Source organism: Gemmatimonadota bacterium (genome assembly GCA_016209965.1).
Lineage (GTDB): Bacteria > Gemmatimonadota > Gemmatimonadetes > Longimicrobiales > RSA9 > JACQVE01.
Genome location: JACQVE010000010.1, coordinates 1 through 11824 on the forward strand (window position 1 = coordinate 1; position 11824 = coordinate 11824).

At 68.4% G+C, this 11824-nt stretch carries 13 protein-coding genes and 1 pseudogene; 10 read left to right on the forward strand and 4 right to left on the reverse strand.

Annotated features, from left to right (window positions below; translation table 11 throughout):
- Positions 1-15: 15 nt before the first annotated feature.
- Entirely contained in the window at positions 16-183 is a 168-nt protein-coding gene (locus HY703_00410) for a hypothetical protein (GenBank protein MBI4543641.1), read from the forward strand.
- 31 nt (positions 184-214) lie between these two features.
- Here the strand turns inward: HY703_00410 and HY703_00415 are convergent, their stop codons facing one another.
- The gene (locus HY703_00415; protein ID MBI4543642.1) at positions 215-451 is read right to left on the reverse strand and encodes a hypothetical protein; all 237 of its coding nucleotides are present in this window, start codon (positions 449-451) and stop codon (positions 215-217) included.
- Positions 452-626: 175 nt separating this feature from the next.
- Between HY703_00415 and HY703_00420 the strand changes: the two genes are divergently transcribed.
- Entirely contained in the window at positions 627-1994 is a 1368-nt protein-coding gene (locus HY703_00420) for an aspartate aminotransferase family protein (protein ID MBI4543643.1), read from the forward strand.
- A 27-nt stretch (positions 1995-2021) separates the two neighbouring features.
- On the opposite strand, the gene HY703_00425 is transcribed toward HY703_00420, so the two are convergent.
- Positions 2022-2798, reverse strand: a complete 777-nt coding sequence (locus tag HY703_00425; GenBank protein MBI4543644.1) for an SDR family oxidoreductase — start codon at positions 2796-2798, stop codon at positions 2022-2024.
- 203 nt (positions 2799-3001) lie between these two features.
- On the opposite strand from HY703_00425, the gene HY703_00430 reads away from it, so the two are divergent.
- The 6 genes from HY703_00430 (at position 3002) to HY703_00455 (ending at position 8778) form a co-directional block, all read left to right on the forward strand.
- Positions 3002-3991 (forward strand): NAD-dependent epimerase/dehydratase family protein, encoded by a 990-nt coding sequence (locus tag HY703_00430; protein MBI4543645.1) that lies wholly within the window; start codon positions 3002-3004, stop codon positions 3989-3991.
- A 71-nt stretch (positions 3992-4062) separates the two neighbouring features.
- A complete protein-coding gene (locus HY703_00435; GenBank protein MBI4543646.1) occupies positions 4063-5244 on the forward strand; it encodes an aminotransferase class I/II-fold pyridoxal phosphate-dependent enzyme in 1182 nt (393 codons plus the stop codon).
- Positions 5241-6377 carry an N-acetyltransferase gene (locus HY703_00440; protein MBI4543647.1) on the forward strand — a complete coding sequence of 379 codons (1137 nt, stop codon included), beginning with the start codon at positions 5241-5243 and terminating at the stop codon, positions 6375-6377. Before HY703_00435 ends, HY703_00440 begins: the two co-directional genes overlap by 4 nt.
- Before the next feature lie 91 nt (positions 6378-6468).
- Entirely contained in the window at positions 6469-7416 is a 948-nt protein-coding gene (locus HY703_00445; GenBank protein ID MBI4543648.1) for a phosphatase PAP2 family protein, read from the forward strand.
- Positions 7413-8156, forward strand: a complete 744-nt coding sequence (locus tag HY703_00450; GenBank protein MBI4543649.1) for a CPBP family intramembrane metalloprotease — start codon at positions 7413-7415, stop codon at positions 8154-8156. The genes HY703_00445 and HY703_00450 overlap by 4 nt, the downstream gene beginning before the upstream one ends.
- A gap of 34 nt (positions 8157-8190) precedes the next feature.
- A complete protein-coding gene (locus HY703_00455) occupies positions 8191-8778 on the forward strand; it encodes a DNA-3-methyladenine glycosylase I (GenBank protein ID MBI4543650.1) in 588 nt (195 codons plus the stop codon).
- Here HY703_00455 and HY703_00460 read toward each other — a convergent pair.
- Complete coding sequence (locus HY703_00460) at positions 8775-9818, reverse strand: helix-turn-helix domain-containing protein (GenBank protein MBI4543651.1); 1044 nt, start codon at positions 9816-9818, stop codon at positions 8775-8777. The two genes, HY703_00455 and HY703_00460, sit on opposite strands and share 4 nt — an antisense overlap.
- 452 nt (positions 9819-10270) lie before the next feature.
- Here HY703_00460 and HY703_00465 point away from each other — a divergent pair, with 452 nt between their 5' ends.
- Both HY703_00465 and HY703_00470 read left to right on the forward strand, forming a co-directional pair.
- On the forward strand, positions 10271-10693 hold the full coding sequence (locus tag HY703_00465) for a hypothetical protein (protein ID MBI4543652.1): 423 nt from the start codon (positions 10271-10273) through the stop codon (positions 10691-10693).
- 300 nt (positions 10694-10993) lie between these two features.
- A pseudogene (locus tag HY703_00470) lies at positions 10994-11167 on the forward strand (transglycosylase SLT domain-containing protein).
- A 114-nt stretch (positions 11168-11281) separates the two neighbouring features.
- On the opposite strand, the gene HY703_00475 reads toward HY703_00470, so the two are convergent.
- On the reverse strand, positions 11282-11824 hold a 543-nt coding region (locus HY703_00475; GenBank protein MBI4543653.1), incomplete at its 5' end, for a prolyl oligopeptidase family serine peptidase.

The following is an 11824-nucleotide window of genomic DNA, read 5'->3' on the forward strand; positions in this document are numbered from 1 at the left end:
CCCGCAGCCGCGGGCATGGGAACGGCGGCGGCGCCGGACCAGCCCTGGGACGGGGAGCTGGCGGCCCCGATCGGCACGGAGGCGGCGCTGCTGCGCAGCCGCCTGGTGCTGGTAGGTAGCGCGGCGCTGGCCGGAGTCGCTGTGGGAGCCATTGCCGCCATGCTGGTCTCGCGCCGTTCCTGAGGAGCAAAGTTGGGAGCCGGCGCCAGCCACTCTAGGCGGCACGGCTGCCGGGGCGCGGCTCGGGCCGTGCCTTGCTGATCACCTTCTGCTTTCCTTCCCGGATGGTCTCGAGCTTCTGCACGTGCGGGTCGTCCTGCTGCATGTGGTGCCGCTGCTTGGACGCGCCCAGCGTCACGGCCTCGTCACTGGGCAAATGGCCGCGCTTGTGGGCCTCCCGTGCCTTGCGGCGGCGGTAGCGGTTGTCTCCCTCCATCTGCCTGCCCGGCATGATCGCCCCTCCTGATCCGTGCAGCTCAAGCCTGGTGCGGCGCGCGCCGACTTGCGGGCCCGCTCTCGCTTTCGAGCCAAGGGTGCAAGCGTCAATCCACCGCGGAGCCGGCCGCGGCTCGCGGAAAGCGTGGGCCTGTGGCGGGCCCGACGCCGGGCGGCGGGTGGCCTGAGGCATGGTCCGGCGCTTTGGCGAGCGACTGCCCCGCCTGCGCACGCGCGTTCCGGGGCCATCCTCCGAGGCGGTGGTCCGGCGACTCCGCGCGGTGGAATCGCCCAACCTGGTCTGCGTGGCACCCGCGCCGCCGATCGTGTGGCGCCAGGCGCGAGGCGCCAACGTGCGCGATGTCGACGGCAACATCTACATCGACTTGACGGCCGGGTTTGCGGTAGCTGCAGCCGGCCACTCGAACCGCAGGGTCGCGCGTGCCATCGGGGCGCAGGCTCGGCGACTTGCGCACGGTCTGGGCGACGTCCATCCCCCGGAGATAAAGCTGCGGCTGCTCGAGCGGCTGTCCGAGCTGGCGCCCGGGCGGCTGAAGGTGACGATCCTGGCGAGCGCGGGCGCGGAAGCCGTGGAAGTGGCGCTCAAGACGGCCTGGCTGCGGACGGGTCGCCCCGGGGTGCTGGCCTTCACCGGCGGCTATCACGGTTTGACCCTGGGGGCCCTGGCCACAACGTGGCGGCGGGAGTTTCGCGACCCGTTCCGAGCGCAGCTCTGCCCGGGTGTGCTCTTCGCTCCCTATGCCGTTCCCTACCAGGCTGGAGGAGCCGACGCTGCCCTGGCCACGGCGCTGCAGGAAACAGAGCGGCTGCTGGTGGAGGCGGCCGCCGCAGGTGCGCCCGTGGGCGCGATACTGGTCGAGCCGGTGCAAGGTAGGGGCGGGATCGTCGTGCCGGCGGCAGGGTTTCTGGCCGGCCTGCGCTCGTTCTGCGATGGGCGGGAACTGGTCCTCATCTTCGACGAGGTGTACACGGGCTTCGGCCGAACGGGGCGCTGGTTCGCCTGCGAGCACGCGGGCGTGGTGCCGGATATCCTGGTCGTGGGGAAGGCGCTGAGCGGCGCTCTGCCGTTGAGCGCCGCGGTGGGGACGCGCGAGGTCATGGAGGCCTGGCCGGCGTCCATGGGCGAGGCGATCCACACGAGCACGTTCCTGGGCAATCCCATAGCTTGCGCGGCAGCACTGGCGCACCTGGAAGAGATCGAGCGCCGCGGCCTGGTCGAGCGCGCCCGGCACCTGGGGGAATGGCTGAGTGCACGGCTGCAGACATGGAAGGAGCGCCACACGGCCGTCGGCGACGTGCGCGGGCTGGGCCTCATGCAGGGGGTGGAACTGGTCGAGCACCGCGGGACCCGCCGGCCGGCCACGGAAATGGCGGCGCGGGTGGTGCAGGCGGCGCTGGGGCGCGGCGTGCTGCTTCTGGCTGAGGGGCCTTCAGCGAACGTGCTCGCCTTCACGCCGCCGCTCGTGATCACGCGGCTTCAGCTCGAGTATGCGGTGGACGTCGTCGAGGAAGAAGTGGCGCGCGCGGCCTCGTCGTAGCGCGCGCCGTGGAGGGCTCCCTCGGGATCAGGCGGTGATCTCTTCTCCGCCGTCCACGTTGATCACATTTCCCGTCATCCAGTAGGTGTCCGGGGCCGAGAGTGCAACCAGGGCGCGTGCCACGTCCTCAGGACGGGTCAGCCGCCCGGAAGGATTGCGGGCCTGGGCGGCCTCGATGAGTCGCTCGTGGCCCGGGATCTTGCGTAGTGCGGGCGTGTCGGTCACGCCGGCGCGGATCGCGTTCACGGTGATGCCGTGCGGGACCAGTTCCACGGCGAGCTGCCGGCAATGCGACTCCAGTGCGCACTTCGCGGCACTCACCGCGCCATAGCTGGGGATGATGCGCGTCGAGCCGCCGGAGGTCATGGCGAAGATGCGGGCGCCCTCCCCCATCATGCCCCGGCGGACCAATCCCTGGGTCCAGTCTACGAGCGTGTGGGCCATGACGCGCAAGGTCATGTCCATCTGCTGCTCGTTGAGAGCGTCCTCGTGAATGAACGGGCGCAGTGTGCCGAAGGCCAGGGAATGCAGCAGGATGCCCACATCCTCGCCCGGACCGAGCGCTGCCTTCATCTCCTCGAGAGCGTTCTCGCGCCTCTCCGGGTCGGCAGCATTCATGTTGAAGAACCTCACCCGGCGGCCGCCCTCCTCGATCTGCCGCGTAACCTCCTCTACATGCGGCAGCGTGCTGCGCCGGTCCAGGTGCACCCCGAAGATGGGGTGTCCCGCGCGCGCCAGGCCGAGGGCCGTGGCTTCACCAAAGCCACTGGATGCGCCCAGGATCAGAGCCCACCGTTCTGCCATGACCGCTCCTCGGGTGGTATATTGCTGGTTGCTTCCGGGCGGCCGCAACGCGGTTCCCGGACGGCCGTAGAATTCCCTCTGGACGGAATCTGGGGTCTGGCGAGTCTAAGTTGGGACGCGCCCCCGCGAGCGGCAAGTCGGAACGGAAAAGAGACCATCGAGCATTGCCTTTTCCTGACGCAGCACGCACAATAGAGGCGCCTTTGAATCCGGCAGAGCGGTTCCTGGTCACGGGCGCCACGGGCTTTGTCGGCACGCATCTCGTGCAGGCGTTGTGCGCGGCGGGCGCATCCGTTCGCGCGCTGGTGCGGCCAACCAGCGAGGTGGCGCGGCTGGCGGAGCTGGGCGTTGAACTGGTGCCAGGCGCACTCGAAGATGGCGCGGCCCTGGCGCGGGCGGTCGAGGGTGCGGACGTCGTCCTGCACCTGGCGGCCACGACGCGTGCGCGCAACGCGCAAGGCTACTGGCGCGCGAATGCAGAAGGCACACGCGCGCTGGTGCAGGCGGTTCTGAAGGCAGCGCGGCCGCCACGGCGCCTGGTGTACCTCAGCTCGCTGGCGGCCGCAGGCCCGGCGCGGAACGGAGCGCCAATAGAGCGCCAGGATGCGCCGCGGCCGGTGAGCGCCTACGGCCGGAGCAAGCTGGAAGGGGAGTTCGCCTGTCTGGCGGCCGCGGGCGAGCGGGAGGTAGTGGTCCTGCGGGCGCCCGTGGTGTATGGCCCGCGCGACCGGGACCTGCTGCTCTTCTTCAGACTCGCGGCTCGCGGCGTGCTGCCCGTGCCAGCAGGGCCGGAGCGGACCCTCCAGCTCGTGCATGTGACCGATCTGACTGCAGCGCTGATCCTCGCGGCAACGACCGCCGCTGCGGCCGGCATCTACCACGCGGCGGATCCCCGGCCCTATGCCTGGCCGGATGTCGCGCGCTTGATGGGCCAGGCGGTGGGCCGGCGGGCGCGCACCATGCTTCTGCCCGCGGCGCTTTTCCGCGCCGCCGGCGCCGCGAGTGAGCTGGCCTCCGCGATCCGCGGGCGGCCCAGCATCTTCAACCGGGACAAGGTTCGCGAGCTACTGGCGCCAGCATGGCTCTGTGAGACGGCGGCGGCGCGCCGGGAGCTGAGGTTCGAGGCTGCGATTTCGCTGCCGGAGGGGCTTGCTGCGACCGCGGCCTGGTACCGCGCTCACGGCTGGCTGTGAATCGAGCGGCTGGCACTTCGCGGCGCGGCTGCAGCAAGGATGGTGTAGAGTTTTCCCCGCAGGAGAGCCGGATGAGCCTCTTCGAGAAGTGCGAAAGCTATACCCGGGCGCGGGAGGTGCAGGCCGCGGGCTACTACCCCTATTTCATACCCATCGAGGCTTCTTACGACACCGAGGTCATCGTACGCGGGCAGCCCAAGATCATGGTGGGCTCGAACAACTACCTCGGTCTGACCCACCACCCCAAGGTGCTCGAGGCTGCGCAAGCTGCGCTGAAGCGCTATGGCAGTGGGTGCACCGGCAGCCGTTTCCTGAATGGCACGCTCGACCTGCACGAGCAGCTCGAGGAGCGCCTGGCCCGCTTCTTGGATGCGGAGGCGGCGCTGGTCTTCAGCACGGGCTATCAGACCAACCTGGGCGTGATCGACACGCTGGTAGGGCGGGACGAGCACCTGTTTCTGGACAAGTTGAACCACGCGAGCATCGTCGATGGCGGGCGCCTCGCCCTCGGCGTGGTGCACCGCTACCCGCACGGCGACCTGCAGGCCCTCGAGCGACAGCTCGCCCGCGCGCCCGCCGACGCCGGGAAGCTGATCGTGACCGACGGCATCTTCTCGATGGAGGGCGACATCGCCGACCTGCCCGCTGTCGTGGCCCTGGCGGAGTTCTACGGCGCGCAGGTCATGGTGGACGACGCGCACGCCTTCGGCGTGCTGGGCGGGCGCGGTGGGGGCACGGCCCAGCACTTCCACCTCGAGGGCCGGGTGGACCTCATCATGGCCACGTTCTCGAAGTCGCTGGCCTCGATCGGCGGCGTGATCGCCGGCCCGGAGCTGGTGATCCATTACGTCAAGCACCACGCGCGCTCCTTGATCTTCAGCGCCAGCATGCCGCCGGCGTCCGTGGCCACGGTGCTGGCCGCGCTGGAGGTGATCGAAACGGAGCCGGAGCGCCGAGAGGCGTTGTGGCGCAACACGCGACGCATGCAGGAGGGGTTGAGGAGCCTGGGTTACGACATTGGCCGGAGTGAGACGCCCGTCATCCCGGTGCTCATCGGCGACCTGGAGAAGATGCTGGTCTTCTGGAAGGCGCTTTTCGACGCGGGCGTGTTCACCAACCCGGTGACGCCGCCGGCCGTCCCCGACAACTCGTGCCGGCTGCGCATCTCGCTCATGGCGACGCACACGGACGACCACATCGACTTCGTGCTGGACGCCTTCGCGAAAGTGGGACGGCAAATGGCGACCATATGAGTCGCGGCGGCGCCGCAGCGGGCGGGGTGGGTATCCACCCCGTTCGCGGCCGCCGGGATCTGAGCGAATTCCTGAGGCTGCCATGGCGTATTTATCGGGGCGATCGAGCGTGGGTGCCGCCTTTGCTGGGAGAGCAGAAGAAGCTGCTGAACCGCCGGCGCCACCCGTTCCACAAGCACGCTGAAGTCGAGTATTTCCTGGCCCGCCGCGGCCGGGAGGTGGTGGGGCGGATCGCGGCCATCGTCAACCACCGGCACGTGGAGTTTCACGCCGAAGCTGCAGGCTTCTTCGGTTTCCTGGAAAGCGTAGAGGACGGCGAGGTTTCGAGCTCGCTGCTGGCGGCGGCGGAGTCGTGGGTCGCGTCGCGGGGGATGGAGTGCATCCGCGGGCCCATGAACTTCTCGACCAATGAGGAGTGCGGTCTCCTGGTAGCCGGCTTCGAGCACCCGCCCATGGTGATGATGATGCACAACCCGCCGTACTATTCGGCGTTGCTGGAGTCAGCGGGGTACTCGAAGTGCAAGGATCTGCTGGCGTACTTCCTGGATGATCCGAACCCACCGGAGCGGCTGGTGCGCGGTGCTGCGCGGCTGGAGGAGGCTGGCGGGATCCGGGTGCGTCCGATCCGGCTGCGGCGGTTCCGGGAGGAAGTGGCGCTGATCCAGGAAATCTACAATTCGGCATGGGAGCGGAACTGGGGCTTCGTGCCTATGACGGCGGACGAATTCCAGGAACTGGCGCGCCAGCTCCGGCCGGTGGTGAATCCCAACCTCTGCCTGATCGCGGAGGTGCGCGGTGAGCCGGTGGGGTTCGCACTGGCGCTGCCCGATCTGAACCAGGCGCTGCATCGCATAAACGGCCGGTTATTTCCGCTGGGACTGCTGAAAATCTTGTGGTACGCGCGGAAGATTGATGCCGCGCGTATTATCACCCTGGGCCTCAAGCCCGGCTTCCGGCGGCTGGGGCTGGATGCGCTGCTGTACCTGCGCCTCTACCAGGACGGCGTGAAGGCGGGGTATGTTCGGGGCGAGTGTTCCTGGATCCTGGAGGACAACTGGGAGATGCGCCGGGCACTGGAGCGGATGGGTGGGCGGGTATACAAGACCTACCGGATCTACGAGAAGCGCTTCTAGTGGCTTGCCTGCGGCGTAGCCCAGTGGCTACGCCTCCGTGGCGCGCGTTGCCAGCGGGGCGGCTGGGCGGCCTCGGTGGGTGGGCGTACTTGTGAACTCGACCACTGTAGCCAGGAGTGCGACGGAGCGGCTTTTCGCGGCCTACGCCCTGCTCTCGGCCCTGGCGCTGGCTTTCCCCCGTCGTCCGCTCTACGCAGCCCTGCTCGCCGCCCTGCACGTGGCGGCCGCAGCAGTCCTGCTTCGAGCCTCTTTGGCGGTGCCGGGCGCGCGCCGGCGGCCAGTCAGCCCGGCGGCTGCCTGGCTGCGCGATTGGTACCCGCTGCTGCTGATTCCCGCGCTCTACACTGAGCTGGCCGTGCTCAACCGGGCCGTGCACGGAGGCCGCTATTTCGACCCGCTCTTGCAGCGCTGGGAGATGGCGGTGTTCGGGGGGCAGCCGAGTCGAGGCCTGGCTGCTGCGGCGCCACACCTCTGGCTTTCCGAGGCCTTACACGGCGCGTATCTCTCCTACTACATCATTATTTACGGCCCGCCGCTGCTCCTGTACCTTCGTGGCCGCCGGGCCGAGTTCCGGCAAGTAGTTTTCGCCCTGATGCTGACCTTCTTCGTGCATTACGCGTTCTTCATCTACTTTCCTGTGCAGGGCCCGCGCTACCTCTTCCCCGCGCCGGCCGGTGAGATGGCCCGCGGCTGGCTGTACCGTCTCTCGCATTTCCTGCTGGAGGCGGGCTCGAGCCAGGGTGCCGCCTTTCCCTCCTCTCACGTGGCCGTGGCCGCAGCTCAGACGTGGCTCTCGGCGCGCTATCTGCCCAGGCTTGCTCCCTGGGTCGGCGTGCTGACGCTGGGGCTGGCACTGGGCGCGGTGTACGGTGGGTTTCACTACGCGACCGATGCGGCGGCAGGACTCCTTCTCGGCGTGCTGCTGGCGGCGGCCGCGCCGGCGGCAGCCGGACTGTTGACCGGGCGCGCCGAGCCGCTGGAGCGGCCGGCGGGGGGATCGTATTACGCCGGACCTCTGAGTCGGGACACTAGGGCGTGAGCATGCGGGCCGAGTTGCGGAGAATCGCCGCCGGCATTCCGCTGCTTGCGGCTGCCGTAGTCTGGCTGGCCGCGCCGGAGCTTGCCTGGCCGGCGCGAGCACTCACCACGTTCCTGTTGGCCATCCTGCCCGGCCTCATTCTGGCGCAGGTTCAGGTTGCTGCCGAGATTCCCGAGCGCCTGCCCCGCGCCGCCATCTACCTGAGCTCGGCGGCCGCGCTGTGGATCCTGACTGGCCTGGCCGTAGCCGCCGCGCTTGCCAGCGGATACACGGCGCAAACGCTGGGACTGAGGCGCCTGGACTGGCCGGCGACGCTGGGGTGGAGTTGCGCCATACTCGCCGGAGGCATGGGGCTGCTGGTGGCTGGCCGCGTGCTGCGACTCCCGGAGAGCGCATTGCTGCGCCACCTGCTGCCTCGCAGTCGGTTGGAGCGGCTGGCTTTCGTGGGGCTGTCTGTCTCAGCGGGTGTTGGCGAAGAGCTGGTTTTCCGAGGGTTCGCCATTCCCGCCATCCAGACGGCTTCCGCGTCCTGGCTGCTCGCGTTGCTGCTCAGCTCGGGCGTCTTCGGCTTGCTGCATGCGTATCAGGGGGCGGCAGGCGCAGTGCGCGCCGGCATCCTCGGGTTGCTGCTAGCCATCCCGTTCAAGCTCTCGGGGAGTCTCTTGCCCTCCATGATCGGCCATACGGCGCTGGATCTCCTCGCCGGACTGTGGCTGGCCGATTGGCTGCTGCGGCGGTAGGGGCGAACCACTAGCTGAGGGGAGGCGGCGACAGGTGAGCAAGGCGGTCAGGCGCTGCGACTGGGTGGGCGAGCACCCGCTGAGTGTGGCGTATCACGACACCGAGTGGGGCGTGCCGGAGCACGGGGATCAGAAGCTCTTCGAGCACCTGATCCTGGACGGCGCTCAGGCGGGGCTGAGCTGGTTCACGATCCTGAGCAAGCGGGCAGCCTACCGCGCCGCCTTCGAGGGGTTCGATCCCGAACGGATAGCCCGCTTCGAGGCCGGAAGAGTGGTGGAGCTGCTGCGTAACCCCGGAATCGTGCGCAACCGGCAGAAAATCGAATCCACGGTCACGAACGCCCGTGCCTTGCTGCGCCTGCAGGACGAGCTGGGCAGTTTTGCCCATTTCCTCTGGCACTTCGTCGGGGGTCGGCCGCGCCGGAACGCGTGGCGGGCGCTGGCGGAACTCCCGGCCCGCACGCCGGAGTCAGAGGCGATGAGCAGGGCGCTGCTGCAAAGGGGGTTTCGCTTCGTCGGCCCTACCATTTGCTACGCTTTCATGCAGGCCACCGGCATGGTCAATGATCACCTGGTGGACTGCTTCCGCTACCACGAGGTCGGCCAGGGCATCACCGGTTAACCCTCCCAGACGCGCCGCAGACGGCTCTGAACCAGGTGATTGGCCATTTCCCGGCCGCCCGGGTAATGCCAGAGGTCGAGGACTAGCTGCAGGTCACTTACCACCGGCACGGGCAGGTCCGTGCGCAGATCCCGCCAGACCGAATGCTTGTAGTAGGGAAAGAGGACGTGGAAACTTCCATCGTCCGCGGGGCGCCAGCCGTTGCGCTGGGCGATCTCGGAGATGTCCAGCCCACTCAGCTCGACATAGACGTGGACCGCGCCCCACTGCAGCTCCGGAGCTACCAACCAGGCACCCGTTGGCAGGGTCAGCCCCCAGCGGCTCACGTCCGAGAGATCGTTGCGGATTCGGGCAAGGATCTCCTGGATGCCATTTCCCGGGGGCTCGAAGGTGTGACGCGTGTTACGCCCCCAATCGTAGGCGTTTGCCCAGCGCCGGACGAGCGTCATGGGGTCGCTTACCACCACGCGAGCCGTGCGGCCGGCCCGCCGCAGGGAGACGAGACCCTGGCGCTCGAGCTGGCGAGCGGTTCGCGACGCCGTCGAGGGCGTAACCGAGGCCGCAGCAGCCAGCTCCCGCACTCCCCACCCCCGCGCCACGGGATGCGTGAGCAGTACCCGAACCACCTGGGAGCTGCGGTCCGCGAACGGATCGATCAGGCGGCTCGTCGAGCTGAGCGCCGGCACCGGCTTCAGGTCCGAGCGGTCCACAATCAGATAGGGCAGGTCCAGATGCACGGCGCCGGCCAGGTCCACAAAGCAGGCGTGCGATTCCCGTAGCTCCTGACGCAGGCCATCCGATGCGTTGCGCAATACCCACATGCGCCGGTAGTAGCGCGATTGCCAGGAAGCGGCTTTCTTCGCCTCCGACTCCTCCGCACGACGCTTCCAGGGGACCAGCCGAAACCGCTCGTGCTGCCCGCCGCGCGTCCGCACTTCCAGCGCGCTGCCCGCGTCCTCCGACGGGAGCGGCACCTTCCTGATAATAGCCTTTCCGCCCAGCGCCTTTTCCAGCAGCGCCAGGGCCTGCTTGTCGAACATGATGCGCCGCGCCTGCAGGTGTTGCCTTGTACCGCGGATTTGCATCGTAGTGCAACAAGATGGGCCAAGGGCAACAGCGAGGCAAGGCGCGTGGCGGCTCCCGCGTGGCGGCTCCCGGGCGGGCGTGGGAGGTGGTTCGTGGTCGCGGGGGCGCGACCGGAGCGGCACGCCGGAAGTTTTTTGCCGAAGGCGCACAATTGTGTTGTTTGGCTGGTGCGCCGGCGGGTTTCTGGGCGCCGGCTTCTGGAAGGGTATGCCGAGAAAGGGACAGATTTATTGAGATCGTGTGGAGGGGCGGGCCTGGCTCTGCATTGGGGTGCGGCGCTGGCTGGCTGGCCGGCGGGCGGAACGCGGCTTGCGGGGCGAGTGTTAGGGATGGGGGATCGCTTCGGGGAAAGTGACGGGTCCCGGTTGGCAGGAGGCGGTTGGCCGCCGGGCCGGAGGGTTGCGCAGTGCTGCTGCCCTGTAGCTTCGAGGAGGTTTCGGCGTTGCGTTCGGGTGCCGGGGGGGCGCTGGCAGTAGTTCCCTGGCAGGGGGTGACGGTGCTTGCGGCGCCGGAGGTCATAGCGGACACGGAGGCGCTGCTGCCGCGGCTGGAGTCACAATTGAGTGTGACGACGCTGGCGGAGCTGCAGGGTCTGCGGCGGGTGGTGGAGTTCGTGGTAGCGCATCTAAAGGAGCGCATGGATGCGGTGATCCTGGAGCAGTACGTGGGGGCGGAGGAGGCGGTGACTGCGTACTTCGATTATGCGTATGTTTTGACGGTTTACGAACGGATTCAGCGCATGGGCCAGGAGATGGCCGCGCTGATCGAGCTGATGACCGGTCGCCCGCCCACCACAGAATCTGCGCGGCGGATCACCTTCCCTGACTGACCAACTCCGAACGCATCACTACCGCCTCACCGCGGGCGACCGGTCGGAAGTCGGCTGAGCGGACATTGTGGCGGAGGAGTGTGGGCCCGGTCGAGAGGACCGGGCCCCAGTTTTTGTGGGCAGGAAGTACCCGGCTCGGGTTGCGGGTGCTAACGCAAGCTGATACGGCGGGTGGTACGGAGCGTGAGGTCGGCGCCGGCGGGGAGAGCGGCTTCGACGTCACCCACGCCGAGGGAGATAATCGTTCCGGCAGCTGCGCCGATTGCGCCGCCGAGCAAGACAGCCTTCAGGTCCCCGCCGATGATGGCTCCCAGCGCGGCGCCCGCCGCGGCGCCGACGGCCGCCCGTGCCGCGATCTCCTCCTCTTCCTCGCGCGTCGGCTTCAGCTATCTGCGTTACCTGCTGGACAAGTACAAGGGGAACGTGCGGCTGGCGCTGAGCGCCTACAATCGTGGTCCTGGCACGGTAGACCGGCTGCTGCGCCGGGGCGTAACCCGGAGAACGGGTACGCGGACCGGGTGTTGGAGAGCTGAACTCAATTCCCTGCAACTCTTCGCTCCTCACTTCCCTACCCCCGACGGGGGTGGTTCAGCTTGCCTCGGCCTCGGCGAGGCGGCGGCCGCCGAGGTGGCGGTCGAAGAGTTCGAGGACGCGCCGGTACTCGTCGGCCCAGGATGCCGGTTCCGCGAAGCTGTGGTCCTCGGCCGGGTAGACGGCCAGCTCCCAGTTGGTTTTGCCCAGCTCGATGAGCCGCTGGGCGAGGCGGACCACATCCTGGAAGTGGACGTTGACATCGACCATGCCGTGGGCGATGAGCAGCGGGTCCTGCAAGCCTTCGGCGAAGTAGATAGGCGAGGAGCGGCGGTAGGCCTCGTCGTCCTCGTGAGGCAGGTTCAGGATGCGGCGGGTGTACCAGTGGTTATAATGCGCCCAATCGGTGACGGCCCTGAGGGCGGCGCCCGCGGCAAAGCTTTCCGGCTGGGTGAAGAGCGCCATCAGGGTGATGAAGCCGCCGTAGGATCCGCCGTAGATGCCGATGCGTGCGGCGTCCACCTTCTCCTGCTGGGCGAGGTAGCGGGCGCCGTCGACCTGGTCGGTCAGGTCTTTGCCGCCCATGTGGCGGTAGATGGC

What these genes read in the sequence shown, in the direction of transcription:
- HY703_00435 (MBI4543646.1), top strand. Translation starts at nt 4,063, where the DNA reads ATGAGCCTCTTCGAGAAGTGCGAAAGCTATACCCGGGCGCGGGAGGTG.
- HY703_00460 (MBI4543651.1), bottom strand. Translation starts at nt 9,818, where the DNA reads ATGTTCGACAAGCAGGCCCTGGCGCTGCTGGAAAAGGCGCTGGGCGGA.
- HY703_00410 (MBI4543641.1), top strand. Translation starts at nt 16, where the DNA reads ATGGGAACGGCGGCGGCGCCGGACCAGCCCTGGGACGGGGAGCTGGCG.
- HY703_00440 (MBI4543647.1), top strand. Translation starts at nt 5,241, where the DNA reads ATGAGTCGCGGCGGCGCCGCAGCGGGCGGGGTGGGTATCCACCCCGTT.
- HY703_00425 (MBI4543644.1), bottom strand. Translation starts at nt 2,798, where the DNA reads ATGGCAGAACGGTGGGCTCTGATCCTGGGCGCATCCAGTGGCTTTGGT.
- HY703_00415 (MBI4543642.1), bottom strand. Translation starts at nt 451, where the DNA reads ATGCCGGGCAGGCAGATGGAGGGAGACAACCGCTACCGCCGCCGCAAG.
- HY703_00420 (MBI4543643.1), top strand. Translation starts at nt 627, where the DNA reads ATGGTCCGGCGCTTTGGCGAGCGACTGCCCCGCCTGCGCACGCGCGTT.